This is a genomic window from Tepidibacillus decaturensis (genome assembly GCF_001561915.1).
In the GTDB taxonomy this organism is placed as follows: domain Bacteria; phylum Bacillota; class Bacilli; order Tepidibacillales; family Tepidibacillaceae; genus Tepidibacillus_B; species Tepidibacillus_B infernus.
This window is the reverse complement of the sequence record NZ_LSKU01000001.1, coordinates 836,251-862,497: the sequence shown is the minus strand read 5'-3', so window position 1 is coordinate 862,497 and position 26,247 is coordinate 836,251. Positions and strand designations below refer to the sequence as shown.

Annotated in this window: 27 protein-coding genes and 2 pseudogenes; all 29 read right to left on the bottom strand. The window is 35.2% G+C overall.

The features are described 5' to 3' along the window. Nucleotides 1–63 precede the first annotated feature (63 nt). On the bottom strand, nucleotides 64–2,127 hold the full coding sequence (locus tag U473_RS04170; RefSeq protein WP_068723653.1) for a sigma-54 interaction domain-containing protein: 2,064 nt from the start codon (nucleotides 2,125–2,127) through the stop codon (nucleotides 64–66). Between the two features lie 304 nt (nucleotides 2,128–2,431). Then, nucleotides 2,432–2,794 (bottom strand): hypothetical protein, encoded by a 363-nt coding sequence (locus U473_RS04160; protein WP_153011990.1) that lies wholly within the window; start codon nucleotides 2,792–2,794, stop codon nucleotides 2,432–2,434. A gap of 134 nt (nucleotides 2,795–2,928) precedes the next feature. Further along, nucleotides 2,929–3,621 carry a glycosyltransferase family 2 protein gene (locus tag U473_RS04155; RefSeq protein ID WP_068723646.1) on the bottom strand — a complete coding sequence of 231 codons (693 nt, stop codon included), beginning with the start codon at nucleotides 3,619–3,621 and terminating at the stop codon, nucleotides 2,929–2,931. Continuing rightward, on the bottom strand, nucleotides 3,621–4,271 hold the full coding sequence (locus U473_RS04150) for a copper transporter (RefSeq protein ID WP_068723643.1): 651 nt from the start codon (nucleotides 4,269–4,271) through the stop codon (nucleotides 3,621–3,623). The genes U473_RS04155 and U473_RS04150 overlap by 1 nt, the downstream gene beginning before the upstream one ends. A 9-nt stretch (nucleotides 4,272–4,280) precedes the next feature. Then, nucleotides 4,281–5,255: a putative cytokinetic ring protein SteA gene (gene steA, locus U473_RS04145; protein ID WP_201024142.1), complete on the bottom strand. Its 975-nt coding sequence runs from the start codon at nucleotides 5,253–5,255 to the stop codon at nucleotides 4,281–4,283. A gap of 26 nt (nucleotides 5,256–5,281) precedes the next feature. Next, nucleotides 5,282–5,440: a hypothetical protein gene (locus U473_RS14940; protein ID WP_201024141.1), complete on the bottom strand. Its 159-nt coding sequence runs from the start codon at nucleotides 5,438–5,440 to the stop codon at nucleotides 5,282–5,284. A gap of 118 nt (nucleotides 5,441–5,558) precedes the next feature. Beyond that, nucleotides 5,559–6,350 (bottom strand): sporulation transcription factor Spo0A, encoded by a 792-nt coding sequence (gene spo0A, locus U473_RS04140; protein ID WP_068723641.1) that lies wholly within the window; start codon nucleotides 6,348–6,350, stop codon nucleotides 5,559–5,561. 179 nt (nucleotides 6,351–6,529) lie between these two features. Then, complete coding sequence (gene spoIVB, locus U473_RS04135; protein ID WP_068723638.1) at nucleotides 6,530–7,843, bottom strand: SpoIVB peptidase; 1,314 nt, start codon at nucleotides 7,841–7,843, stop codon at nucleotides 6,530–6,532. 226 nt (nucleotides 7,844–8,069) lie between these two features. Further along, a complete protein-coding gene (recN, locus tag U473_RS04130) occupies nucleotides 8,070–9,800 on the bottom strand; it encodes a DNA repair protein RecN (RefSeq protein WP_068723636.1) in 1,731 nt (576 codons plus the stop codon). Nucleotides 9,801–9,836: 36 nt separating this feature from the next. Continuing rightward, entirely contained in the window at nucleotides 9,837–10,286 is a 450-nt protein-coding gene (gene ahrC / locus U473_RS04125) for a transcriptional regulator AhrC/ArgR (RefSeq protein WP_068723634.1), read from the bottom strand. 103 nt (nucleotides 10,287–10,389) lie between these two features. Beyond that, complete coding sequence (locus U473_RS04120; protein WP_068723632.1) at nucleotides 10,390–11,202, bottom strand: TlyA family RNA methyltransferase; 813 nt, start codon at nucleotides 11,200–11,202, stop codon at nucleotides 10,390–10,392. A 2-nt stretch (nucleotides 11,203–11,204) separates the two neighbouring features. Then, entirely contained in the window at nucleotides 11,205–13,091 is a 1,887-nt protein-coding gene (dxs, locus tag U473_RS04115; RefSeq protein WP_068723630.1) for a 1-deoxy-D-xylulose-5-phosphate synthase, read from the bottom strand. Continuing rightward, nucleotides 13,072–13,695 (bottom strand): hypothetical protein, encoded by a 624-nt coding sequence (locus tag U473_RS04110; protein ID WP_068723628.1) that lies wholly within the window; start codon nucleotides 13,693–13,695, stop codon nucleotides 13,072–13,074. The genes dxs and U473_RS04110 overlap by 20 nt, the downstream gene beginning before the upstream one ends. Before the next feature lie 691 nt (nucleotides 13,696–14,386). After that, nucleotides 14,387–15,276 (bottom strand): annotated as a pseudogene (locus tag U473_RS15635) (polyprenyl synthetase family protein). Between the two features lie 8 nt (nucleotides 15,277–15,284). Continuing rightward, on the bottom strand, nucleotides 15,285–15,551 hold the full coding sequence (gene xseB, locus U473_RS04100; RefSeq protein ID WP_068723625.1) for an exodeoxyribonuclease VII small subunit: 267 nt from the start codon (nucleotides 15,549–15,551) through the stop codon (nucleotides 15,285–15,287). Further along, a pseudogene (xseA, locus tag U473_RS04095) lies at nucleotides 15,541–16,901 on the bottom strand (exodeoxyribonuclease VII large subunit). The gene xseB and the pseudogene xseA overlap by 11 nt, the downstream one beginning before the upstream one ends. Before the next feature lie 27 nt (nucleotides 16,902–16,928). Beyond that, nucleotides 16,929–17,771 carry a bifunctional methylenetetrahydrofolate dehydrogenase/methenyltetrahydrofolate cyclohydrolase FolD gene (gene folD / locus U473_RS04090; protein WP_068723623.1) on the bottom strand — a complete coding sequence of 281 codons (843 nt, stop codon included), beginning with the start codon at nucleotides 17,769–17,771 and terminating at the stop codon, nucleotides 16,929–16,931. Between the two features lie 87 nt (nucleotides 17,772–17,858). After that, entirely contained in the window at nucleotides 17,859–18,818 is a 960-nt protein-coding gene (locus U473_RS04085) for a Kae1-like domain-containing protein (RefSeq protein ID WP_068723620.1), read from the bottom strand. An 8-nt stretch (nucleotides 18,819–18,826) separates the two neighbouring features. Then, nucleotides 18,827–19,261 carry a transcription antitermination factor NusB gene (gene nusB, locus U473_RS04080; protein ID WP_068723618.1) on the bottom strand — a complete coding sequence of 145 codons (435 nt, stop codon included), beginning with the start codon at nucleotides 19,259–19,261 and terminating at the stop codon, nucleotides 18,827–18,829. Nucleotides 19,262–19,381: 120 nt separating this feature from the next. Next, nucleotides 19,382–19,597 (bottom strand): DUF2273 domain-containing protein, encoded by a 216-nt coding sequence (locus U473_RS04075; protein ID WP_068723616.1) that lies wholly within the window; start codon nucleotides 19,595–19,597, stop codon nucleotides 19,382–19,384. A gap of 13 nt (nucleotides 19,598–19,610) precedes the next feature. Then, entirely contained in the window at nucleotides 19,611–20,159 is a 549-nt protein-coding gene (gene amaP / locus U473_RS04070; RefSeq protein ID WP_161937280.1) for an alkaline shock response membrane anchor protein AmaP, read from the bottom strand. Between the two features lie 59 nt (nucleotides 20,160–20,218). Further along, nucleotides 20,219–20,596 (bottom strand): Asp23/Gls24 family envelope stress response protein, encoded by a 378-nt coding sequence (locus U473_RS04065; RefSeq protein WP_068727455.1) that lies wholly within the window; start codon nucleotides 20,594–20,596, stop codon nucleotides 20,219–20,221. A 69-nt stretch (nucleotides 20,597–20,665) separates the two neighbouring features. Beyond that, nucleotides 20,666–22,012 (bottom strand): acetyl-CoA carboxylase biotin carboxylase subunit, encoded by a 1,347-nt coding sequence (accC, locus tag U473_RS04060; protein ID WP_068723610.1) that lies wholly within the window; start codon nucleotides 22,010–22,012, stop codon nucleotides 20,666–20,668. 19 nt (nucleotides 22,013–22,031) lie between these two features. Continuing rightward, on the bottom strand, nucleotides 22,032–22,544 hold the full coding sequence (accB, locus tag U473_RS04055; protein ID WP_068723608.1) for an acetyl-CoA carboxylase biotin carboxyl carrier protein: 513 nt from the start codon (nucleotides 22,542–22,544) through the stop codon (nucleotides 22,032–22,034). A 171-nt stretch (nucleotides 22,545–22,715) separates the two neighbouring features. After that, a complete protein-coding gene (locus U473_RS04050) occupies nucleotides 22,716–23,291 on the bottom strand; it encodes a SpoIIIAH-like family protein (RefSeq protein ID WP_068723606.1) in 576 nt (191 codons plus the stop codon). An 11-nt stretch (nucleotides 23,292–23,302) separates the two neighbouring features. Beyond that, complete coding sequence (gene spoIIIAG, locus U473_RS04045) at nucleotides 23,303–23,938, bottom strand: stage III sporulation protein AG (RefSeq protein WP_068723603.1); 636 nt, start codon at nucleotides 23,936–23,938, stop codon at nucleotides 23,303–23,305. Between the two features lie 16 nt (nucleotides 23,939–23,954). Continuing rightward, nucleotides 23,955–24,644 carry a stage III sporulation protein AF gene (gene spoIIIAF, locus U473_RS04040; RefSeq protein WP_068723601.1) on the bottom strand — a complete coding sequence of 230 codons (690 nt, stop codon included), beginning with the start codon at nucleotides 24,642–24,644 and terminating at the stop codon, nucleotides 23,955–23,957. Between the two features lie 11 nt (nucleotides 24,645–24,655). Further along, nucleotides 24,656–25,837 carry a stage III sporulation protein AE gene (gene spoIIIAE, locus U473_RS04035; RefSeq protein ID WP_068723599.1) on the bottom strand — a complete coding sequence of 394 codons (1,182 nt, stop codon included), beginning with the start codon at nucleotides 25,835–25,837 and terminating at the stop codon, nucleotides 24,656–24,658. Next, the gene (gene spoIIIAD, locus U473_RS04030; RefSeq protein WP_068723597.1) at nucleotides 25,837–26,232 is read right to left on the bottom strand and encodes a stage III sporulation protein AD; all 396 of its coding nucleotides are present in this window, start codon (nucleotides 26,230–26,232) and stop codon (nucleotides 25,837–25,839) included. Before spoIIIAD ends, spoIIIAE begins: the two co-directional genes overlap by 1 nt. Nucleotides 26,233–26,247 lie beyond the last annotated feature (15 nt).

Genomic DNA, 26,247 nt, shown 5'->3' with positions numbered 1-26,247 from the left:
ACTGCCTGCAAAAAAATTGCACATGCGCAAATTTTTGCAAGCAGTATTTTTCATGATTATTCGTTATAATCCGTATTTTTCCAATTTATAATATAAGTTTCTGATCGAGATTCCTAGAAAATGGGCTGCTTTCGTCTTATTTCCATCTACTTTCTTAAGAACATGTTTTAAATACATTTTTTCCATCTTAGAAATCATGTCACTTAATGGAAGAATATGATCTTCCAAAGGAACGGTTGTGACCTTTTCGTAATTGGAAGGAACAATACTCTTTCCTAAAGAAGGTAAGTGTTCTATTTGAATAAACGTTTCGTTAAAAGTCATATTCATAATCGCACGGCCAATAACATTCTCTAGTTCCCGAACATTTCCTGGCCAAGCATATTCAAGGAAAATATGCTGGACTTCTTCTGCTATCCCTTCCACTTTTCTCCCGTATTCAATATTTAACTTTTTAATTAAATAACTTACTAATAAAGGAATGTCCGACTTCCGATCCCTTAGAGATGGAATCATAATCGGAAGAACATTTAGACGATAATATAAATCTTCACGGAATTTCCCATTCCGTATTGCTTTTTCCAAATTTACATTTGTCGCTGCAATCACTCTAACATCAATAGGTATTGGCTTTGTGCCACCTACTCTAACAATTTCCTTTTCTTGTAGGACTCGCAGTAATTTGGCTTGGGTGTTTAATTCTAATTCACCAATCTCATCAAGAAAAATCGTTCCACCGCTAGCTACTTCAAAAAAACCTTTTTTTCCACCTTTTCGAGCACCAGTAAAGGCTCCTTCTTCGTAGCCGAATAATTCACTCTCTAGCAATGAATCAGAAATGGCTGCACAATTCACTCTTACAAATTGGTTATATTTACGATCACTGGCATTATGAATTGCATGGGCAAAGAGTTCTTTTCCAGTTCCTGATTCTCCTCTAACTAATACTGTTGCATGGGTTAACGCTGCTTTTTTAGCTGTCTCTATAGCTAATCTCATTTCTTCACTACTGCCTACAATGTCATCAAAGGTATATTTAGCTTCTAACGTACGAATAATTCTTCTTGCCTTTTCAAGTTCTTCTGTTAGCTTTTTGATTTCTGACGTGTCATGAATGATTCCTACACTACCTTTTAATTGTCCATCCACAAGAATAGGTGCAACATTGACAACAACATCTCTACGTTTGGGACCAACTTTTAAATGAACGCCACGCACTGGTTTTTTCGTACGCAATACTTGCATATGCATGCTTTCTCCTTCAGAAATATCCACATCAGCTGGTTTATTGATCACTTCTTCTGCTGTTAGACCTGTTAGTCTTGTGTATGCCGGATTAATCATCAATCCTTTTCCCTCATGATCGACAACAGATATGGCATCCTCAGAAGAATTGATAATCGCTTCAAGCATGCTTTGTATCGATTTTAAATCGGAGACTTGTTCTGATAAGTTAGATACTTCACTTATATCTCTAAATACTGCTACAGCACCTATAATCTCTCCATCTGCATTAATCATCGGCACTCGGTTGGTCACAATTTTTTTATTATTATCCAATTGTTGTTCTTGATTTAATTCTGGTTTCCCTGTTTGTAAAACCAAGTGTAGCCTAGTATTTGGAATAGAGACTTGTGCTAACGTACCCAAAATAGACGAAGATTTTTTGTCTAATAGAAGTTCAGCCGCTCGATTAAATAGTGTAATTCTTCCGTCTTTATTGACTGCAATCATGGCGTCATGGGTTGAATTAAGAATCACATCTAGTTCCCTTTGTTGCCGCGTTAATTCCTGTATTAAACTTTCCTTCTCTTCAATTAAGCTCATAATAATATTAGCGATGGTTCCAGGAATGATAACAGTGTGCTCTGGTTTATGATTCTGAAGCTCCTCAAATACACGTACATCTCCTGTCGCATCAAAAATGACATCTATATTCTCATTTAAAAAAGAATAAAATTCTAATGAAACCTCAATTCCTAATTCTTTTGCTAATTGAATCCCTGGTGCTAAAAGATTCTGATCAACGATAGCCACAATTTTAAGTTTTTCCATTCCTTGTAAAGCCTTAAGCAGGGAGCTCCCACCATTACCAGCACCTATAATTAAAACTTTTCTTACCTTCATTTCCCCACATCCTCTATACCGTACCCCGACGGCCCCATAAATCTATCCTTTTTAAGATTTTATTATTTTCTATTAATCGAGAAAGCGAATAGCGTTCTGTGTAGATATGTAAGCCAATTAAAAAAGAATCATTATCCATTTTCCACTCATTGAGAAATACATACTATACCAAATCCCAAGGTGTAAACCGATTAGATTGGCTCCACTATCACCTAACATTATTTTAGCATGAACATCTTGAAAGAACACTATTGTTAATATTGTAAAAACCACTAAACCTAACTGATTTTTAGATAAAAAAGTGCTAGATATGCTTAACAAAAAAATAAAATAAAAAAACCTTAAGCGCTCTCCCTGGGCGAAGGTCAAACAAATTAATCGTATTGATCATAAATAATATAAGTAAAAAGTTCGTTACTTTAACTAAGTTTGAATCACCGATATAGATAGCTAGAAATAAAGCGATCAGCCCTCCTATAGCTGCTTTTAAAAATCCAGAAGTGATCTTCCCATGAAAGAAAGCCTTTATATGTCCTCGTAGTCCTTTTACTTTAGTATCACCAAATAAATCATCATATGTACCTATAAGAGTTATAATTAACAATGAAATCCATATATACCTATTTTCGTTTAATTGAAATAAATAAATGATGATCGACTCGATCAAAAAAATAAAGCCTCCAAAACTAACAGGAATTATTTGTTTTTGAAAATTAAATCTTAAGCTACCAAACCTTATTAAAAATCTTTGATAAAACGGAAAGAATACGAACGTCACAAAAAAAGTAACAAATATTATAATCATCGTTGCTGCCTCCACTTAATAAATAAAGCTTTTGCCACCGCAATAAATTCTTTCCCCCTATGAATAAACCCTTTTAAATCCCTGCCCGTTTCTCGATGGTAAAGAGCTACTTCAACTTCTTTTATTTTAAACCCCATTCTAAGTACATCAATGGTTAAACCTACTTCTATTCCAAAACCACTAACTAATTCTGTGATTTGATCGATTACTTTTCTTTTCATTGCCCTTTGACCAGATAATGGGGCAATAGGTTGATAACCTGTCATGAAATAGATTCCACTCCTAGCTAATTTTTTAACTAGACCAAAACCTGCCTTCATACTTGATCGCGGAAGAATAGCAATGGTCATATCTGCATCATTCTTAAAAATTGGATCAAGCAAACGATCAGCATCCTTTGCGGAATCACCAAGGTCAGCATCTAAAAACATAATCACTTCTCCTTCAGCTTGTTTAATACCTGCCTTTAGAGCCTGTCCTTTTCCTTGGTTTAGTTTAAGAAAAATTGGCTTTATCACTGAATCTGAAGCTATTTTCATTAAAATCTCTTTCGTCTTATCAGTACTTCCATCATCAACTATAATAATTTCTTTATCATAGGTCCACTTACGAATCGCCTGAATCGTACTTTCGATATATTTTTCTTCATTAAACGCTGGAACAATAATCGAAATCTTGGGTTGAGTCATTAAGATTTCTCCTCAAACAAGTTTTTAAGAAAAGTAATAAACTGATACTGGTCATTAAATGATTCGATATTGATCTTCTGTTCATAAACTTCTGCTTCTAAATCCAATTTTTCAATCCACTCATTTGATTGATTGGCCATATAAATGACTGGAATTCCATATTGAGCTAGTTGTTGGCTTTCCTTTAATTGCTCATTATTCTCTGGAACAAATATAATCGCGTCGTACTGTTTAGAGGCATTCATTGAAAAAGATGACCCCTTCATCACAACAGTACTAATCTCATGATCTAATTCATAAATAATTCCCCCAGCGATTTTAATTGATCGTTTTATCGGTTCAAAATCTTCATTCGTTGAGTTAATCCATAAGAGTTTGCGACCATCAATTGTATGAGTAATGCTTTTGGTGAAAAGAATTTGAAAATCATCTTTTAAGGACTGATATGAGGACAGTAATTCATCATTTTTTTTCTCTAAATCTTGATTGGTTTTTTGTAGTTCTTCTGACTTTGCTTTAAAATAGGAAACCAGTTTTTGTTGGTTGTTATTAATCCATTGTTGGCCTAATGTTCCTCCAATTAAAATTCCCAAACTTAAAGATAAAAAAATTGCAATGATCGTTGTAATGTAATATTTGTTGGTAATCAATAGTTTCACCTACGTAAAAAGCATTTTTATATTGAGCCACATCATTTCTAAAAGTCTTACCATATCTTGATTGATTAAGCTAATCGCTAAGATTGGGGTAATTGCCGCAATTCCGATTAAACTAATTGATTTCCATTGTGTACTTGGATGATACAGCTGACTAACACCTTTTGCATCCACCAACTTGGTGCCAATTTTCATTCGAACCAATACTGTGCTAGCCATTCCCTTTCTTCCTTTTTCTAAGAAATCAATCATATGGGAATGGGCGCCTAGTGCCACAATGATTTCCGCTTGTTGTTCATATGCTAATAACATCGCCACATCTTCACTGGTCCCTAATGAGGGAATCACCTTAGCCTCAAGCCCCAATTCTTTAACCCTTGTTATCCCTGGCGCCCTGCCATCTGGGTAAGCGTGGACTATAATTTCAGCGCCTGATTTTAGAGCTTCATCCGACACACTATCCATATCCCCTAGAATCACCTGAGGGATTAAACCATGCTCCATTAAAGCATCTGCACCACCATCTACACCAACTAAAATCGGATGATAATCTTCAATATAGGAGCGAATGGCTGCCAAATCTTCTCGGTAATGTTTTCCTCTTACAACAACAACAGCATGTTTACCTTTAAATTTTGTTTTTAGAGGTGGAATTTTTAACGGTTTTAAAACAAAATCTTTTTCTCTTGATGCGTATTCTAAGGTATTATCGATGAAATTGTTCAATTCTTGTTCAATATTCTCTGTCGCGACTCTATAAATCTGTTTCCACTTATCAAAAGTCCACTCTTGAATTGCTACTTCCATTTGCGATTTCCAAATTGAATAAAAAAATGCTATATTTTCATCAAAATTAATTTCAACTTCATTTTCATCATGTAATTGTTCAAATATATGATAACCTTTTAAAACATCAAAAACAGGTATTTTTGCTTCTAATAATGTTTTTAACCCTAATGTAGGATATCTACCTGTCATCGTTTGAGAAAAATTAATAATTGCTTTTACTTTTTTTCAATAAAACCAGATGCCGCAATCTCATCAATATCCGAATGACGAACGACTGCAATTTGATTGGGTTTGATACGAGTTAATAAGTGTTTTGTTTTTTTATCCACAATATAGGTACTTTTCATTGTTTTATTAGTTTTAGTAAATATCATCAAAATCATTCCCTTACTTTTTAGCTCTTTTATAGTATTTGCATAATATTAAATGCCATTCTATGGAAACAAAAAAAGCAAAACCACAAGGGTTTTGCATAATTTAGATATTGTTATTTTATCCTACTTTACTTTCAATTCTTAACTTGTCTGCCACCATGGCGATGAACTCTGAGTTCGTCGGCTTTGCTTTACTAATATTCACGGTATAACCAAATAAGTTCTTAATAGCATCTACATTTCCTCTACTCCAAGCCACTTCAATAGCATGGCGAATGGCACGCTCGACACGACTAGGTGTTGTGTTAAACTTTTCTGCAATTTTTGGATATAAGACTTTTGTTATCGAGCCAAGAATTTCAACATCGTTATAAACCATAGTAATTGCTTCACGTAAATACATATAGCCTTTAATATGGGCAGGCACCCCAATTTCATGGATTATATTCGTAATATTGGCATCCAAATTTTTGGTTTTTACAGGAACAGTAATCATTTGATTAGTTGTTAATTTAGTTGGAGGAGTGACAATTTTGTTACTAACAACCTGCCTAATACGATTTGTTAATACATCCATATCAAATGGTTTTAGTATGTAATAAGATGCTCCCAATTCAACAGCTCGCTGTGTAATATTTTCTTGGCCAAAAGCGGTGAGCATAATGATTTTTGGCGGCTTTGAAAAATGAATTTCTTTCATTTTTTCTAAAACCCCAAGTCCGTCCAAATGAGGCATAATAATGTCTAAAATCATAACATCGGGGGTTTCACGTTCTAATATTTTTAAAACCTCATTCCCATTATATGCTACCCCTATCACTTCAATATCTGACTGGGCTAGCATAAATTCTTTTAACAAATCTACAAATTCTTTGTTATCATCTGCAATTAAAATTTTAATTTTTGACAAGTTTTTTCCTCCTTCAGCCTCGCCCTAAACTTTTCCATTTTTTATTTCTGTTAAAAATTATTCGACATCTAGAACTTTTTTCCTTCTTGTCGAAAAAACTTTTTCAGCATTTTTTTCCGTATTACGCCCGTATTCTCCACTTTTCACTTATTTTTTATTAACGGAGAAAAACCCAAGGCTTAGCTTGCCTTGAGTTTTTCATCATCTAACATCCCTGCATCTCTAATCATCCATTCGATAAAGGAACCATACCCAGATGTTGGGTCATTAACAAAGACGTGAGTAACTGCCCCAACAAGTTTGCCATCTTGAATGATTGGACTTCCACTCATTCCTTGGACAATACCACCTGTTTTTTCTAATAATTTTGGATCCGTGACTTTGATAATCATCCCTTTAGTTGCGGGATATTTTTGGGGAACTACATTAACTATCTCAATCTTAAATTTTTCTACTTTCTGGCCTTCAATCACCGTTAAGATTTCAGCTGGTCCTTCTTTTACCTCTTCAGGAAATGCAATTGGAATTGATTGGTTGATAACACCATTGATCGGCTGTTGATCCATCTTCCCAAAAATACCGAATGGCGTATTTTTACTAATGTTTCCAATTACATGATCTTCATCTACAAATATGGCTCTTTTTTCGCCAGGTTTTCCACTTATCCCCTTATCAATCGAAGTTACGTTTGAATATAAAATTTGACCATCGCCAACAATGATTGGTTCTTGAGTATCCATATCCGTGATCACATGCCCCAGTGCGCCATAATTATGGTTTACAGGGTCATAAAAAGTTAATGTACCAACTCCGGCAGCTGAATCACGTATATATAAACCTAGACGATAAAGCTGAGCCTTTTTGTCATATAATGGGTTTACTTTTACTTTTATTTTCTCCCTATTTCTCACGATATCCAGTACAATTTCTTCTTTCTTTTTCCCCATTTTGTTTACGATTTCAGCCACTTCTGTGACATCTTTTATCTTTTTATTTCCGATTTTAATAATTAAATCCCCTGCTCGAATACCTGCCTTTTCTGCAGGAGACACAGTGACACCATTCTCTTGTTGAATAACATGGTGCCCAACAACCATAATACCAGCGGATTTTAATTTGACGCCAATGGTTTGTCCACCAGGTATTACTTTAATATCCTTCATCACATTTACATCAAGTGATTTAAAAGGAATAACCCCAAATAATTTAACTGAAACTTTTGTGTTTCCGTCTTTCTTTGGCTTTACTGTTAAAGGATAACTTAAATTTGCCTTAAATTCATCTTGATGACCATTTACTTCTAAAATCTCAGGATTACTTGAACTTACTATTACTGAAAGAGGAAAAGCTAATTTTAATTGTTTAATTGCAGATTCAAACATGCGAATTTCTTTAGGAAAATTGACAAAGGACTGAAAGGATGAAGTAAAAGAGAAAACAACAATCAATGTTGCAACAAATAACCCAAACCATTTGCGCTTATTAAGGGACAATCACATCACTCTCCTAGGCCACCTACCTGTACACCTCCAATTTCTCTGTACACTTAAGGTATCCTTTCTCAAATTGATTTAAACATCTAAATCATTCCTTTAGCGGTAAAGATATTATTCCCACAAAAGTGACGATCTCCTTCGAAGCGTATTCCGATTACTTTGTGGGGTCACAATTAATAATGAAAAAAAAGAAAGCCACCATAAAAGACAGCTTTCCCCTAGCTCAATTTATTTTTGTTTTTTTAAAGGATGAAGCTTTTTCAAGCATTTCTGTAGCATGTTTCTTTGTTAATTCTGTCATTTCTACACCACTAAGCATACGAGAAATTTCATCCACTTTTTGTTGATGGTTAAGAACTGTTACTTCTGTAGTAGTAGTCTGATCCTTTATATGTTTTCGAATCAAATAATGATGGTCAGCCATAGAAGCAACTTGTGGTAAATGGGTAATAACAAAAATTTGCTTATTCTTTGCAACTAACGCTAATTTTTCTGCAATCGCTTGTGCTGCACGACCACTTACACCAGCGTCAATTTCATCATAGATAATGGTTTCTACTTCATCATTATTTGCCAAAATGGTTTGAATCGCTAGCATGATTCTAGATAATTCCCCACCAGAGGCAATTTTTTGAATGGCTTTTAATGGTTCTCCTGGGTTAGTAGCGATAAGAAAATTAACTTTATCAATACCTAAATGGTTTATATGTAGCTTTTTTCCATTTATATCAATACCATCTGTATCTTCTTTATAATAAATGTCAATATTAAAAATTGCATTTTTCATTTCAAGATCACGCAATTCGTATTCAATTTTTTGACTTAGTTCTTTAGCTAATTTTTTCCTTTGATTAGATAACTCAGTAGCCTCAAGAATTAAATCATGTGTAATATCTTTTAATTTTTGTTGTATATGTTGAAGGTGTTGATCCCTATTTTCAATCACGTCGATTTCATCCTCAATAGAGGCGGCATATTCTAAGATAGCATCAACAGATTCACCGTATTTCCGTCTTAAATGGTGAATAACCGATAAACGTTCTTCAATTTGGTTAAGCTGGTTCGGTTCAAAATCCATCTGATATAACATTTGATTAAGTTGAGCACTTATATCATCAATTTGATAATAAGAGTTCATAAGCTGATTATAGTATTCTTTAATCTTTGTATCGTACTGCGTAATTTGATCAAGTATGCTAAGTGTATGTGATAATAAATCAATAACACCATTTTCTTTGGAAAGAATTTTATAAGAATGACCAATCCCCTTTACGATTTTTTCTGAATATCTAATTTGATCCCTTTTCTGAATGAGTTCTTGATCCTCTCCAGGTTGTAATTCAGCAGTAATAATTTCATTCAATTGGTATTTTAATAAATCGTAACGTTGAACTAATTCCTTTTCATTTTCAAGTAAGAGTTTTTCCTCTTTCCTTAGGGTATCATATTGATCAAATAAATGCCTAAATTCTTTTTTAGTCTTGTCTAGACTTAATTCACCGTATGCATCCAACAAAGCCAATTGTTTATCCTGAAAAAATAAGCTCTGGTTTTGATGTTGTGAATGAAGTTGGATTAACCACTGCCCAACTTCTTTTAACATACCCAATGTCACTAACTGCCCATTGATTCGACATATACTTTTTCCATTTTGTAACAGTTCTCTTCTAATCAAAAGCATACCATCTTGAGGTAGTTCAATACCTAAAGAACTTAGAATCTGAAATACAGGATGTTGATCAGGTAAATCGAATAAAGCTTCTATTTCAGCTTTTTCAGCTTGATTACGAATAAAATCAACGGATCCTCTTCCCCCAATTATAAGTTGTATCGCATCGATAATGATTGATTTACCTGCACCTGTTTCCCCAGTTAAAATGTTGAGTCCCTTTTTAAAATTAATTCTCAACTCTTTAATAATTGCAAATTGGCGAATCGCTAATTCTACTAACATTTCATTTCACCACTTTGTCTTAATCTGATATTGGCTTTATAACATTTCTAAGAATTTTTTTGAAATTTCCTTTGCATTTTCTTTAGTGCGACAAATAATTAGACAGGTATCATCTCCACAAATTGTTCCCATGATTTCATTCCATTGTAAATGGTCAATTAACGCTCCTAGTGCATTAGCATTACCAGGAAGCGTTTTCAATATGATCAGGTTTTCAGTGGAATCAATCCCAACAAAGCTGTCACTAAGAGTTCGCTTTAACTTATGTAATGGATTAAATCGTTGATCAGCAGGTAAGGAGTATTTATATCTCCCATCTTCTATAGGAACTTTTACTAAATGAAGTTCTTTTATGTCCCTAGAAATCGTTGCTTGGGTAACTTGAAACCCAGCATTTCTTAACTCATCAACTAATTCATCTTGGGTCTCTATATCCTTATTAGCTATTAGTTCACGGATTTTAAGATGTCTTTTTCCTTTCATGATTTCCCTCCAGGAAGAAACAATGTATTCTTATGAATAATTATACGTTAATTTTAAAATAAAGCAAACCATCTATTTTAAAAAAGAAACAACCCTTGAAGGGTTGTTATAACTCACGATGAGCGAGGTTCACTGTTTGAAAAATTAAATCCTCAAGATCTTCTATCGACTGTTCACTAGTTTGATAACGAAGGTATAAGAGGAATTCAATATTTCCTTCTCCACCTTTTATTGGCGAATAGGTAACTCCTAGTATTTTGTAACCATGATCTATGGCAAAAGTTATCATTGTTTTAAGAACATCTAGATGAATTTTGGGGTCCTTAACAATTCCATTTTTCCCTACTAGATACTTACCAGCTTCAAATTGTGGTTTTACTAATGCCACAATTTCACCATTAGGTTGTAGAATAGAAGTTAAATGGGCTAAAATGGTTTTCAATGAAATAAATGAAACATCAATGGTTGCAAAGTTTGGTGGCAAGGAAACAAGATCCTCTTTTTTTAAGTAACGGAAGTTAGTCCTTTCCATTACATGTACCCTTTCATCTTGTCTCAAAGACCATGCCAATTGTCCATATCCTACATCCACAGCGTACACTTCTTTTGCACCATGTTGTAAAGAACAATCCGTAAATCCACCTGTTGAAGCACCAATATCAATCACAATTTTATTTGTCAGATTGATCTTAAAGGTTTCTATCGCTTTTAAAAGCTTAAGCCCTCCCCTAGAAACAAAAGGATGTATCTCCCCTTTAATGGTCACTTTAGCATCATTTGCTATCTTCATACCTGGTTTATCGATCACTTCTTCATTTACTTTGACTAGACCAGCCATAATCGCTCTTCTGGCCTGTTCTCTCGACTGAAAAAAACCTTTTTGAGTTACAATAATATCAAGTCTTTCTTTATTTGCCATCATTATGCCCTTTGCTTTATTTGAGTTCCCAAGTTTTTTACTTGATTGACTAAATTTCCAACAGACAACCCTACAAGATTTCGAAGTTGTGCCATACTACCTTGTTCCACAAATTCATCTGGTATACCCATGATTGTTACTTCCATTTCGTTTTGAAGGTGTTTCGAATAAAATTCTAAAATTGCGCTACCGAAACCACCTTTTTCAACACCTTCTTCAATCGTGATGATTTTATATCGCTGTTCAGCTAATTGCATCAGTAAATCTTCATCTAATGGTTTTACAAATCGAGCATTAATAATCATTGGATAAATATCCAGTTCCATCAGTTGATCAGCAGCTTGTTCAGCAATCTGTACCATAGATCCCACTGCAAGAATAGCAATATCTTGACCTGATCTAAGAATTTCGTATTTACCTATAGGTATTCTTTTAAAGGCATCTTCTAACGCTACCCCGACTCCATTCCCTCTTGGATAGCGAATAGCAACTGGTCCTTCACATTCTTCAATAGCCGTATAAAGCATATGTTGTAATTCATTTTCATCCTTTGGAGCCATAATTATCATGTTAGGCAAACTACGTAGATAAGCAATATCAAAAACGCCGTGATGTGTTTCACCATCAGCTCCAACAAATCCTGCACGATCAATCGCAAAGGTTACATGTAAATTTTGCCTTGCAACATCGTGAATCAATTGATCATATGCTCTCTGTAAAAAAGTTGAATAAATAGCCAAAACAGGACTCATTCCAGCAACCGCTAATCCAGCAGCCATTGTAGTAGCGTGTTGTTCAGCGATACCGACATCATAAAAACGATCTGGAAACGTTTCTTGGAACTTTTTCAATCCTGTACCACTTGGCATGGCAGCTGTAATCGCAACTACTTTGGTATTATTCTCTGCAATCTTTACAATTGAGCTTCCAAAAACCTCTGTATAGCTTGGTGGACCATCTTTTTTCATAACTTCTCCAGATTCAATTTTATATGGGCTAATCCCATGGAATTTATCAGAATCTAGTTCTGCAGGTTTATATCCCTTACCCTTTTTGGTGACAACATGAACGAGTACAGGCCCTTCCGTTTTGTTAGCTTGCTTAAAAGTTGTGATTAGCTCTTCTATATTATGCCCATCAATTGGCCCTAAATAAGTTAAACCTAATTCTTCAAACAAAACTCCGTTTAATACCAAATATTTTAAACTATCTTTAATCCGTTCAGCAGTTTTGGCCAGTTTCCCACCGATTGCTGGGATTTTATTTAATAATGCCTCTAATTCATCTTTTGCTTTGACATAATGGACATTCGTTCGTAGCTTACCTAAATAATTATGGATAGCCCCTACGTTAGGCGCAATGGACATCTCGTTGTCATTTAATACGATCATAATATTTCTTTGCTCATGTCCAATATGATTTAAAGCCTCTAAAGCCATCCCACCAGTCATTGCTCCATCGCCAATCACAGCAATCACTCGATGGTTTTCTTTTTTTAAATCTCTAGCAATGGCTAATCCCATTGCTGCAGATAGAGATGTACTGCTGTGTCCGGTTTCCCAAACATCATGTTCACTTTCAGACCGTTTAGGGAAACCACTTAACCCCTTAAACTGTCGCAAACTATCAAACTGATCTGATCTCCCTGTCAAAATTTTATGAACATAAGCTTGGTGACCAACATCCCATAAAATCTTATCCTTTGGGCTATCATATAAATAGTGTAGAGCCAATGTTAATTCAACAACCCCTAAGTTTGGAGCAAGATGACCACCTGTTAAGGACAACTTTTCAATTAAAAAATATCTGATTTCTTCTGCAAGAACTTGTAATTCCTGTACTGAAAGGGGTTTAATTTGCTTTGGATCTTTAATTTGATTTAACTCCATTTTTCCCCCTCACTTTCTTTTTACTCTTTTTATCTCCATTAAATATTTCTATGTTAAAATTTTTTTCGAGTAAATAAAAAAATTGACCTACTTTTAAAACGATTCTTATCGAGTTTTGAATGGCAAATGCTTTCCCCAATGCTTTACCACCCACGGTAAGTGCCGCCACAGTAGCAGTGAACAGCACAGAAAGCGCTTTAAACAACATAGACTGTTCCGTTTCGCCAAAGGTATATACTAACTGTAAAACCACCGCTGCACTAGCCGTACCACTTACAATTCCACTAATATCTCCAATTACATCATTGCAAAAATTAGAAAACTTATCCGCATTTCTTACAATCTTAATCGCTTGCTTAGCACCATGTAATTTTTCCGCAGCCATAGAATGATAAGGTTTTTCTTGTGCAGAGGCCGCAGCTAGCCCTAACATATCAAAAAAGACTCCTATGATCACAATAATCAAGACAACGACCATACCTATTCCCCAACCAACACCCGCTAATACAATAGTAGAAACAATTGTAAATGTTGCGGAAAGTAGTAAGGTAACCAAACTAATCAATAGACTCCATTTTATAGAGTCCTTAAAGGAAAATTTCATTTATGTAAATCTCCTAATATTAATCTTTTAAGCCAATATTGGAGTGGTAACTCTTTGAGTAAACACTGTGGCTTAGGTCCAGTAGGTTTTCCCAAGAGAGACACCTTTTCGTCGCCAAAAAGGCGGTTTCCCTTTACGCTCTCCTCAATGTTGTCACCAAACATTGGACTAGATTACCACTTAGTCCACACTACAATCCTCAAAGAGCCTCATTATGAGCAGTCTAGGAGTTTTCCTCAACAACCTTTAACCTATCCCTAGCCTCTTTTGCAATATAGATTTCATATAGAACGAATAAATCATCTTGGCCGAAGATGATTTATTGTTAGCCTATAATCCCACACTATATCACTCAAGGCAGGCTACGCTGCATACAAGTGAAACCTCGCATTGCAGGTTCATACCCCAAGCCATAATAATTTGGTAGGAACCTCCTTACTACGAACTTGGGCCTCCGCGGAAGAAGGGTCTACGCCCACATGCCATTGTGGATCGCCCTTCAACCTTAACTCCCAGCATCGACCCCCGACTGGGCGTCAGAAGCCAACACCAAGAACTTCATCGATGTGCCCTTTGACGGATTTTTAGGCCCGTCTTCAAGATAGGTAGATTGACTAGAAATACTGCACCACTCCAATAAACAGCAATAATTATACCATAAATCTATTAAATTAACAAAAGCCATTTCATCTTAATTTTCCCGGTATATGAGGAAATTAGCAATTTCATATAAATGATTGGTCTCAATACCAATATCCTGAATCGATTTTTTTGCTGATGTAATTAGTTCGTCTACTTCTTTTTTCGATTGTTCGATCCCTTTAAAGTATGGATAAGTAACTTTTTGATTGATTTGGTCACTTCCAACTTTCTTCCCTAATTTATTCGAATCCCCAATGATATCAAGAATATCATCTTGGATTTGAAAAGCTAATCCTATTTTCCGCGCAAATTCTGTTAGTTTTTGTAATTGAAATTCTGATGCACCAGCTGCTAAGGCTCCCAAGCGAACAGAGAAAACCAATAAATCACCTGTTTTATGTGTATGTATTTGAAGTAAATTTTCTAATGTGGTGGTACCTTGCTCACCTAGCATGTCTAGGACTTGGCCACCAACCACTCCACTTGCACCAGTGTAGTTAGCAAACTCTTCAATTATTTGTAAAGCCGTTTCAATAGATACAGACATTTTTTTAGAAATTTAGCCATATTACCAAAGGCATGAGTTAGTAACGCATCACCAGCTAAAACGGCTATTGCTTCGCCATACACTTTATGATTCGTTGGTTTTCCTCTTCGAAAATCATCATTATCCATGCAAGGCAAATCATCATGAATTAACGAATAGGTATGAAGATATTCAAGATTAATTGCTAGGGGTAGAATGTCATTACCATTTTTATTAAAAGCTTCGTAAGTTGCGAGTGCTAAAACAGGTCGAATCCGTTTTCCTCCAGCGGTTAAAGAGTATTCCATAGCTTCTTTTAAAATGGAAGGCACCCCATCTGATGGTAAAAATTTAGTAATTGCTTGGTTAATCAGATAGGCTTTTTCAGTGATGTAATTACTAATGACTGTCATCTTGGTATTTATTCCGCTCCCTCATCATATTCAAATGGTTTTTTAAGCCATTCGCCATCTTTTTCTAACAAAACTTCAACTTTATGCTCGATATTTTCTAATTTTGAATGACAACGTTTTGCTAATTTCATTCCCTCTTGGAATAGATCGATTGCTTTTTCTAGAGGTACATTCCCAGACTCCAGCTTCTCCACGATGATTTCCAACCGTTCTAATGATTGTTCAAAAGAAAGTTCATTGATTTGATCATCAGTTAATAACTCTTCATTTTTCATTTTTTTCTTCCTCCAAACTCCACACCTGACAGTGTAACTGTCCATCTTGCAAGCGAAGTCGAATAATATCACCTAAGTTCACTTGTTGGATAGATTTTAATAATTGGGTGCCTTCCTCATTATATGCGATTGAAAATCCTCTTTGCATTACTTTTAAAGGGCTTAAAGCATCTAATTGTCCCATTTTTACTGCTAATTTTTTTCGGATTGATCTTTAATCACTTTAAGTTCGCGAATGAGCTGTGTTTTTAAAAAGTTTAGTTTTTCTCTTTCCCTTTTCAGTTTTTGATCAGGTTTTTCTAATAATAACTGCTGATAAACATTTTGAACCTTTTCCTTGTGAATCGACACATAACGTTGTAGGGAGTGGTTTAACCTTTCTTCCAATCGATCCAATTGTTGTATCTGGTTAGACCACAGTTGTTCAGGGCGCCGAAAAATAATAGAGCGTAGAACATTGGATAACAAGTTTTTTGAATGTTCTACATTTTGTAATAATCGTTTTTCTAATCTCTTTACTAAATAAGCTAAGCTTACCTTTAATTCGTCAATATGAGGTACAGCAATTTCAGCTGCTGCAGTTGGTGTTGCTGCTCTGATATCTGCGACAAAGTCAGCAATGGTGAAATCTGTTTCATGCCCTACTGCACTAATCACCGGTATCTTTGATTGATAAATACTCCTAGCAACAATCTCTTCATTAAAAGCCCACAATTCTTCTATCGATCCCCCACCACGCCCTACAATTAGGATATCGATCCCAGCGTATTGATTCAACTTCTGTATGGCCTCTGCGATTGATTCAGCAGCTCCTTGTCCTTGTACCAAGACAGGAAAAAGCAAGATGTTTACCAGAGGATATCTCCTCTTCATGGTTATAATCATATCCCGAATTGCTGCGCCAGTCGGAGATGTAATAATCCCGATTGTTTGTGGGTAGGGGGGTAATAATTTTTTATTTAGCGGATCAAATAATCCTTCTTTTTCTAATTTTTCTTTTAATTGTTCATAAGCCAAATAAAGTTGACCAATCCCATCAGGTTGCATTTCCTGAATATAGAATTGATATTGACCATCTCGTTCAAAAATAGATATATACCCTCTTGCCATCACTTTCATTCCGTTTTTCGGAATAAACTTTAGAAAACGGTTATTTCCAGCAAACATAATACAACGTAATCGGCTTTCTTCATCCTTTAACGTAAAATACATATGCCCGCTAGAATGGTGGGTATAGTTAGAGATTTCTCCTTGCAACCATACATTTGAAAGGATTGGGTCATGATCCAATAAAGTCTTAAGATATAAGGTTAATTCTTTAATACTATATACTTTATTTTGATCAATTATCAAAAAAATCCTCCTACTTCAGTTTGTTTATTTTTTTGCAGCTTCAATCGTATTTTTTAATAACATGGTGATGGTCATTGGCCCTACTCCACCTGGTACTGGCGTGATATAACTAGCGACGTTAGAGACTCCTTCAAAATCAACATCTCCAACCAATTTCCCAGTTTCTAAACGATTAACCCCAACATCAATCACGAGTGTTCCTGGTGATACAAAATCTTTTGTGATAATTTGAGGCTTTCCGATTGCTACCACCAGAATATCTGCTTGTCTCGTAATTTCCTTAAGATTTTGTGTTCTAGAATGGGCAATGGTGACAGTGGCATGTTCTTTTAATAAAAGAATTGAAACGGGTTTACCTACAATATTACTTCTGCCAATCACAACTGCATGCTTACCTTTGATTTCAGTGCCCGTACGTTTAATTAACTCAATGATCCCATGTGGTGTACAAGGTAGATAAGCATCTTCACCAATCATCATTTTCCCAACATTGATTGGATGAAAACCATCTACATCCTTTTTAGGGTCAATCGCATTAATGATCGCGTCTTCTTCAATATGTTTCGGTAGAGGTAACTGAACTAATATACCATGAACATTTGAATCTAGATTTAATCTTTCTATTTCTGCCAAAAGGGTCTCTTGAGAAATTGTTTCTTCCAAGTAAATCACTTCAGATTTAATTCCAACTTCTTCACACCCCTTTGCCTTCCCCTTGACATAGGAGTGGGAAGCAGGATCATTTCCTACTAAAATAACCGATAATCCAGGAGTAATTCCTTGCTCTTTTAACGTTTCAACTTCTAATTTTAATTCTTCTCTTATACTTTTTGCTACCTCTTTACCACTAATGATTTGCGCGGACATAAATAGACCTCCTAAAAATTATTTCATCATTATCATCTAGTGTATATGGATAGGAAAGATTTTGTAAAGGCAAAACATAATAATATTCTAAACATTCCATTGATTAAGTCCGATGTTTGCTACTCCAAAAGCATTGTCCCCAGAGTATTCCTTTTTTGCAAAAAACAGAGCTGCTCCAACACTTCTATGTTCTAAACGTTTGATTAAATATTCTCGAATATATTGGTTTTGAGCAACCCCACCAACAATTAAAATTTCTTTTGGATAGCCTTGTTCAATAGCTTTTCTTAATACCTTACTTATCGTTGTTGCAATATTGTGCTCTATTGCCCTAGCTACTTCTTCTTTAGGCTCACCATTCTTAATTCTTTTCATTGCTTCATTCTCTGCACCTGAAAAATGAAAAGAAAGCTCTTTGATTGAAGAAGGAATTCTTTTGAACTCAGTGTGACTTGACAAGGCGAGTTCCTCGACAAAACGTCCAGCTGGAAATGAAAATCCGAGTAGCACACCAATACGATCAATGAGTTGACCAGCATGAAGATCAAGGGTTCCCCCAAGCTTTATGATTTGAAAACCTGAATCCATCTGATCTACAAATAAAATCTCGCTTGTTCCACCAGATAAATGAACTGTAAGAAAATGCTTATTTTTTGGTCGTTTTTCTGCACTATATAACCCTGCAGCGATATGGCCTTCTTGATGCGTTGTAAAATAGATTGGAACATGAAACGTTGCTGACATACTTTCAGCAACACTTAACCCTGCTAAAAATACGGGCATATAAGAATCTTTATCAGGCCTAGGTGCACGACTAACTGCAATTCCACTTAGTTCAAACTCCTCTGTTCCATACCAATTTTTAAATAGTTCAGGTAAATTCCTGACATGTTGAAATAAGGCTTCCGACTGTTGAAGTCCTCTTTTCCCATGTCCAACCTGAAGGAGCTTTTTTGCTTCATAGAGTACTTCCCTATTTTTATCAATAAAACAGATTGATGTCATATAATTGCTGGTATCTATTCCCAAAAAACTTTTTTTCCTCATTTTAACTCCTATTCTGTAACCGTCTGTCCCTTTGAATCCCACTGTGGGTTGGCTTTAACCATTGAACCTAATACACCATTTATAAATTTTGGAGATTGATCTGAACCAAATCTTTTAGCTAATTCTACTGCTTCATTAAGGGTTACCTTAACTGGTACATCTTCAATATTCATCAGTTCAAATGTTGACATCCTTAAAATCGCTCTGTCAACCTTTGCAAGTCGATCTAGTTGCCATCCTTTTAAAAATTGACTAATTTCCTCATCAATTTCCTTAAGATGATGATACGATCCATTTACTCGATTTTTGATAAATGAGAGATCTTCCTCGCTAAAATTTTCGTCTTCTGTTACTGAATCTATGGCATTCTCTATTTCAATATCAGCTAGATCCATTTGAAATAAAATTTGTAATACTTTTTCTCTTAAGACACTACGTTTCACAGTCATTTCTCCTTCTTAAAAATTTCCTCTTTTATCTTATCATACCAAAAAAGAAAAACCACCATACTAGGTGGCTTAATACGTGTAAAAGAATGATAGGTTTCTACTTAGTTGACTATCTTATTTTAAGAATTTTTCTGGAAGGATTTCCGCTAAGACATCATGCAAGTCTTCTCTAGCATCTATTTTTTTCCCGATGTACAACCCCATACCAACAAATCCTAGAAAAATAATTGTTTTCCAAAACCCAACGAATAAAAAGATAAATCCAACAAATAAACCACTAATCAGCCCAACTATAGTACCTGGATGCTCTTCCCAAAGTTTTAAGAACACTCTATTAGCCCCCCTATTCTACACGAGGCTTTCTCACAGTATTTTGGCTAATATTGGAGATCATTACATGCACTTGTCCAACTGTAATACCAGAAATATGTTCTATATTTTCTTTAACCTGTTGTTGAATTTCTTCTGTAATTAAAGGCATAGGCGTTTCTCCATCAACAAATACTTTCACTAGAATCGTAATCGTCCCGTTTTCTTCCGGTTTTACCCTTGCTTTTAATTCTCTTACACCTTTGACTTTAGAAGAAACTCTAGTTACAAGAGTTTCTAATGATTCCATTGAAATTTGAACCTCTCCGATTTCTAAACGTTTACGAAATGTGGAGATTCCCTTTTTAGATTGTAAACTTCTAGCCAAGAAATAAATGCTAAAAAACAAAGTAACTATGCTTATCCCTAATAAAACAAGTGGATAATCAAAATAGATCTTTTCAATAAGTTCAATAAGCAAGTTATATTGTAGAAATCCCACTCCTACCAGTAGTGCAACCAACGATACAATTAAGAAAGTAATACTGTAAAGGAATAGGAAAAAACGATCGAAACTTTTCATTTGACGTCCTCCCAACCTATGAACCCCCCTGTTTGTGCACAGGGGGACTATTCCATTCATTATTCATCCTTTTCTTCAATTTGAATGGCATCAATATGTACATTCACTTCAACTACGGTTAATTCAGTCATACTCTCAATCGCATTTTTTACACTTTGCTGAATCTCCTCAGCCACTTTAGGAATAGGATATCCGTATTTTATAATCACGGAGACATCAACAGCTGTTTCTTTTTGCCCAACTTCTACTTTAATACCTTTTGTGGTATTTTTATTACGACCCAAGAATTCTACAATTCCTTCTGTAAATCCACCACTTAAACCTGCAACACCTTCTACTTCAATCGTACTTAATTTGGTAATGACCTCAATAACTTGCGGAGAGATCTGAATCGTTCCGATTTCAGTTACTTCATAATCCTTGATCTCATTTTCCATCATGATTTTACCTCCCAATGTCCTTTGGGTTTATTATACCAATGGGAGGTAAAAAAAGACAAGTTTACATTATGTTTTATGAATGGGGTGTTTTTCTAAAAATTTGGTATCAAAATCACCCTTTATAAATAACTCATGATTTAAGAGTTTTAAGTGAAAAGGAATCGTCGTTTTAACCCCTTCGACTGTAAATTCATCTAAAGCACGCTTCATTCTTGAGATCGCCTCATCACGATCTCTTCCCCAAACGATCAATTTTGCAATCATAGAATCGTAAAAAGGAGATATTGTATAACCTGGATAAGCGGCACTGTCCAATCGGACTCCAAGCCCTCCTGGTGGTAAATAAAAGTCGATTTTCCCAGGCGATGGCATGAAATTTTTAAAAGGATCTTCTGCATTGATTCTGCATTCTATCGCCCATCCATTAAATTGGATATCTTCTTGATTAAACGATAAGGGCTCCCCTGCTGCTACACGAATTTGTTCTTTTATCAGATCCACTCCTGTAACAAGTTCAGTCACAGGATGTTCAACCTGAATTCTTGTATTCATCTCCATAAAATAAAATTGGTCTTTATCTAATAAAAACTCAATGGTACCGGCTCCATGGTAATTGACTGCTTTTGCTGCACGAACAGCAGCTTCCCCCATTTTTTCCCTTAGTTCTTTTGTTAAGGCAGGTGAAGGTGCTTCTTCTATCAATTTTTGGTGTCGTCTTTGAATAGAGCAATCTCTTTCGCCTAAATGTACCACATTTCCATACTTGTCTCCAATAATTTGTATTTCTATATGTCTAGGTTCTTCTAAGTATTTTTCAAGGTAAACCCCTGAATTACCAAATGCTGATTTTGCTTCTTGTTGTGCCATACGAATGGATTTTCGCAATTCTTCATCATTATAGGCGACCCTCATTCCTTTGCCGCCACCACCAGCTGTCGCCTTGATAATCACTGGATAACCAATTTTCTTTGCTAACTGAATGGCTTCTTCTACATCCTCAATCAAACCATCAGATCCTGGTACAACAGGTACACCTGCTTTTTTCATTGTGTCCTTTGCAACAGCTTTTTCTCCCATCTTCTGTATCGCATCAGGTGTTGGTCCAATAAATTCAATTTGAAAAGAGGAGCATACTTCAGCAAAATCGGCATTTTCGGCTAAAAAACCATACCCAGGATGGATTGCATCTGCCTCAGTTAGTTTAGCAACGCTTATAATATTTGCGAAGTTTAAATATGAATCCCTTGAAGCAGTTGGCCCTATGCAATAGGCTTCATCGGCCATTTTTACGTGTAAAGAATCACGGTCTGCTTCTGAATAAACTGCTACCGTAAAAATACCCATTTCACGACATGCTCTAATGATTCTTACTGCAATTTCGCCACGATTTGCGATCAATACTTTATGAAACATGATAATCTCCTTCCCACCTCTACTCAACCTTGACTAAAAACAATGGTTGGCCATACTCAACCAATTGCCCATTCTCTACAAGAACCTCAACAATCTCTCCTTTTACTTCTGCTTCAATTTCATTCATTAATTTCATTGCTTCAACAATACAAACAATGGTCTTTTCATTTACTTTATCCCCAACTTTTACATATGGGTCTGCATCTGGAGCAGGTGCTTTATAAAAGGTTCCCACCATTGGCGAATTAATCTTATGAAGATTTTTATCCTCTACTTTTGCTGGGACAGTTTCAACTACCGATGCATTCGCCTTCGTTTCAGGTTCTACTTTTTCTTTTACCACTTGTGGTGTCGGAGTAGGTTGTTGAAGAGCAACTGGAGCCTGAACTTGTGGTTGTGCGGTGATAAATACCGGCTCCTCACCTCTTTTTTTCATCGACAATTTTGATCCTTCAACCTCGAGTTCAAATTCTTGGATACTTGATTGATCAATCAGTTTGATTAGTTCTCTTAATTCATGAATTTTAAACATTTTGTTAACCTCCGTTTCCTTTAATCATAATCGACATTATACCATAGGTTTATTCCAGTGGTAAGCCACTAGTTGTTTTTATTCTACATTAGATTATTATACAAACAAACCCGATCTCCTGCTGACCGGGCGTATTTTTAAAAATTTTACGAATATTTTTATTATTTATTCCTATTTATTGAATGCGACTGGCTTAATATGAACGTTCACTGCTGGAATATTAAGTCGATCACTAACCAACTTTATAATCTTTACAGCGTCTTCCTTTTTCATCGAATTGGTCTGTATCATGATATCAACGCCATTTTCTTTTGTTAAAACAACTGCATCATCATATCCTTCAGCAATGATTAGATTTTCCAATACCAACTCAGACTCTTCGATCGATTGAAGGTAATCGATTTTATCTTGAATATTGGCGATTGCTTCTTCAGATAAATCTGATTTCATCATCATGTAATAATCATCTAATTGTTTGGTTCTCATCGTATTACGATCCATTTTTAAACTAACAAAGTAATCACTCTCATTTGAGCCGATTTCGTCAGTTAAATCTGTAGCTTTACTAACCTCCTCTGTATTTACATCTATTGTTGTTTTCTCAGGTGATGTTATTTCTTTAGTAGTTGCCATTTGTGTGGGAGTAATTGGATCTGTCACTAAATAGTAAGCAGATAGGACCACCATTACGGTTAACATTGTCAATACCCACACAGTTTGTTTAGATTTTTCAACTGTTTTTTTCATTTTCATTCCTCCTAACCTTTCCTCGGTAGAATAGCAATTTTATATGGCGGGACATCCAAAAGACGTTGGACTGCTTCAGCAATCATCGCTTTAACTTGTACTTTCTCAGCCCCCTTCGCTATGACAACAACCCCCCTTACTTTTGGTTTTAGGGTTTTAAGAACGACTGGTTGTTCTTGGTTATCTGTTTGATAAAGTACGACTTGTTCATCTTTTTTTATATCTGTAATATCACGAGTTCCACCTTGTTTATCTCTTTCTTTTGTTTGCTGTTCTGTATAATTCCTGTTTTTTTCAATCACAATCTCTTCAGTTGAATCAAGATTTACCTTAACTGTTACCTCTTCAACACCAATCATATCTGTAAGTATATCTGTTAATTGATTTTCGAAAATTTTTTCATAGTCTTGCATGGTTTTCGGAGATGGGGTCTTATCAATCACTCCAGCTGTTTCTTGTACAGTTAATGGTGGTGCATCATAGGGCTTCACTTGTTCAGTAATCCCAAAAATTGGGGATAAAAGCATAATCGCCATGCCAAGTAAGATCAAAAGGACGAGCCCAAACAACTTATTCGTACGCTTTTTTTCTCCAGATTCACCTCCAAGCCATTTCAGTAACCAATGTTGCTGCTTTTCTTTGTCCATTGCTTTCCCCCTCACTCTAATCAGAATTAAAGTTAATCAAAATTTGTTCCTTTTGTAAGCCCCATTCTTTTTGAATAAATGCTATAATCTCATTTACTTGCTTATTTTCTATCGAATGTATACTTTTTTCAGATTCTAATAATCCAGACTGCGTAAGATTCTTAGATGGTTCTATCTCAATCGATACAGCCTTTACATTTTCAATTTCATTGGGTGCATCGTTTTGATTACTTTTGTTGTTTTGTTCACTTTTTCCTTGCCCTTCAACTATGCTAAGTCGAACTTGTTGGATCGTCCATACTTCATTAACAATCGATGCTTCAAGATTGACATCAAAGACCGTGATATTAAAACGTTTTTCTAGCTGTTCTTTTAAATACTCCTTCATAATTTTCTCTACATTATCAACTAAGTTTTTTTGGTAGGTATCTGGTATTTGATTGCTTTGATTAAATCCCTCCATCGTAATAACGCTATCTTCCTTTGAATAAGCCTTTTGATCCAGTTGTTGAAGTAGCGTTGTGACTGAAAATTGGTTAGAGAAAAGATCTAATAAAGGTGAAAGAATTGTTAACATAATCAACAACCCCAAAACCATCTTAGAATACTTTTGCAAGTCGGAATTTGGTAGTAAAAGATCGACAAAGGTTGCTAACAATACGATTAAGATAATATTTTGTAACCAAGAGCTTATCCACTCAATCATATGCTCACATCCTATCGCATCATGACAGAAATATTTCCAGCTGTAATAATTATGGTTAGTGCAAGGAAAAACATAAGACCAATTGCGGCAAGAGCTGCGAAGACAAAAATTAAATTTTTCCCAATCATATTAAGTGTTCCTATAATAGGACTGTTTCCTAAAGGCTGCATGATTGCAGCAGACAAATTGTAAATAAATGCTAAAGTTAAAATTTTAACCGCTGGAAAGATAACAATCAATAAAAGGATTAAGACACCTGCCATTCCTACTGCATTTTTAACTAGCAATGAAGCTCCGATTACCGTATCTGCTGCATCGGAGAACATTTTTCCAACGACAGGTACAAAATTTCCAGTGATATACTTAGCGGTTCGAAGAGTAACTCCATCAGCCACTGAAGCCGACATCCCTTGAACAGAGATCACTCCTAAAAAGATGGTTAAAAAAACACCCAAAGCCCCGACACTTATATTTCTTAGAAGCTTGGCCAATTGCGATACCTGAAATTTATCTGAGATCGAGCTTACAATGGATAGGACAGCAGAAAAGAAGATTAACGGAAAGATCACCTTATACACTACAGTCCCGATCACGTTGATAAGGAAAATAATTAACGGATGAAACATGGCCGCAGAGATTGCATTTCCCATCGAGGCTAATAGGGTTAATACCAAAGGAATAAGGGCGACCATAAAGTTTATCATTTCTTGAATAGCATCTCTAGCTGAATTAATAGCTACAGTAAAACTATTGATGGCAATGATGATAAGAACCATGTAAGAGATGGCAAATGCGACTTTACTCACTGTATTTTTTTCAAATGCGGTTTGAATATGTTGAAGAACAGTACTAAATACGGTTAAAAGAATAATAGTTCCAATTAGTTTGGCGTTGTATAAAATTTCATAAAAAAAGTATTTTAAAAGTCCTACAAAAAATGACTGTAATTTGAAATCACGACTAGGAAGAACCATATCAAACAAACTCTTTTTATTTTCAGGAAAAAAACCACCATATTCATTCATGAGCTTATCCCAGTATTGCTCTATTTTTTGGGTTTCCACTCCCTTTAGTTGCTCTTTTATCATCTCTTCAGAAGGATTTATTGCTGCTTTTACTGAAAGGTGATTTAACCCAAGAAAAATAAATGCAATTAAGAATATTATTAAAGCATGTTTTCTTCTCATATTCATCATCCTTTAGTGGGAAGCAATTGAATAACCGTTTCAATAATTACACTAATAATAGGGATTGCCATAACCATAATCAAAATTTTCCCTGCTAATTCAATTTTCGCTGCAATTGCACCCTGCCCCGCATCCTTTGTCATTTGTGCTCCAAACTCTGCAATGTAGGCAATACCTATAATTTTTAATATGGTTTCAAGGTAAATTATATTGACGTTGCTTTGAACAGCTAATCTTTCTAATACATTGATTACAGATGATATTTTCCCAATTAAGAATAAGAAGATAGCAACTCCAGTAAAAACAGTAATTAAAAAAGAAAATTGAGGTTTTTGATCTTTTAATAAAACGGAAAGTATGGTTGCTATAAAAGCCAGTCCTACAATTTGGATGATTTCCATCATTTCACCCTCTAA

What these genes read in the sequence shown, in the direction of transcription:
- U473_RS04120 (WP_068723632.1), bottom strand. Translation starts at nt 11,202, where the DNA reads ATGGCAAATAAAGAAAGACTTGATATTATTGTAACTCAAAAAGGTTTT.
- spoIIIAE (WP_068723599.1), bottom strand. Translation starts at nt 25,837, where the DNA reads ATGAATATGAGAAGAAAACATGCTTTAATAATATTCTTAATTGCATTT.
- U473_RS04085 (WP_068723620.1), bottom strand. Translation starts at nt 18,818, where the DNA reads ATGAGGAAAAAAAGTTTTTTGGGAATAGATACCAGCAATTATATGACA.
- spoIIIAG (WP_068723603.1), bottom strand. Translation starts at nt 23,938, where the DNA reads ATGGACAAAGAAAAGCAGCAACATTGGTTACTGAAATGGCTTGGAGGT.
- U473_RS14940 (WP_201024141.1), bottom strand. Translation starts at nt 5,440, where the DNA reads ATGATATTTACTAAAACTAATAAAACAATGAAAAGTACCTATATTGTG.
- spoIIIAF (WP_068723601.1), bottom strand. Translation starts at nt 24,644, where the DNA reads ATGATTGAGTGGATAAGCTCTTGGTTACAAAATATTATCTTAATCGTA.
- xseB (WP_068723625.1), bottom strand. Translation starts at nt 15,551, where the DNA reads ATGAAAAATGAAGAGTTATTAACTGATGATCAAATCAATGAACTTTCT.
- spoIIIAD (WP_068723597.1), bottom strand. Translation starts at nt 26,232, where the DNA reads ATGGAAATCATCCAAATTGTAGGACTGGCTTTTATAGCAACCATACTT.
- U473_RS04110 (WP_068723628.1), bottom strand. Translation starts at nt 13,695, where the DNA reads ATGAAATTTTCCTTTAAGGACTCTATAAAATGGAGTCTATTGATTAGT.
- U473_RS04155 (WP_068723646.1), bottom strand. Translation starts at nt 3,621, where the DNA reads ATGACTCAACCCAAGATTTCGATTATTGTTCCAGCGTTTAATGAAGAA.
- recN (WP_068723636.1), bottom strand. Translation starts at nt 9,800, where the DNA reads ATGTTAGTAGAATTAGCGATTCGCCAATTTGCAATTATTAAAGAGTTG.
- accB (WP_068723608.1), bottom strand. Translation starts at nt 22,544, where the DNA reads ATGTTTAAAATTCATGAATTAAGAGAACTAATCAAACTGATTGATCAA.
- steA (WP_201024142.1), bottom strand. Translation starts at nt 5,255, where the DNA reads ATGACAGGTAGATATCCTACATTAGGGTTAAAAACATTATTAGAAGCA.
- U473_RS04065 (WP_068727455.1), bottom strand. Translation starts at nt 20,596, where the DNA reads ATGGAAAATGAGATCAAGGATTATGAAGTAACTGAAATCGGAACGATT.
- U473_RS04050 (WP_068723606.1), bottom strand. Translation starts at nt 23,291, where the DNA reads ATGAAAAAAACAGTTGAAAAATCTAAACAAACTGTGTGGGTATTGACA.
- amaP (WP_161937280.1), bottom strand. Translation starts at nt 20,159, where the DNA reads ATGAAAAGTTTCGATCGTTTTTTCCTATTCCTTTACAGTATTACTTTC.
- dxs (WP_068723630.1), bottom strand. Translation starts at nt 13,091, where the DNA reads ATGGAGTTAAATCAAATTAAAGATCCAAAGCAAATTAAACCCCTTTCA.
- folD (WP_068723623.1), bottom strand. Translation starts at nt 17,771, where the DNA reads ATGTCCGCGCAAATCATTAGTGGTAAAGAGGTAGCAAAAAGTATAAGA.
- accC (WP_068723610.1), bottom strand. Translation starts at nt 22,012, where the DNA reads ATGTTTCATAAAGTATTGATCGCAAATCGTGGCGAAATTGCAGTAAGA.
- U473_RS04170 (WP_068723653.1), bottom strand. Translation starts at nt 2,127, where the DNA reads ATGAAGGTAAGAAAAGTTTTAATTATAGGTGCTGGTAATGGTGGGAGC.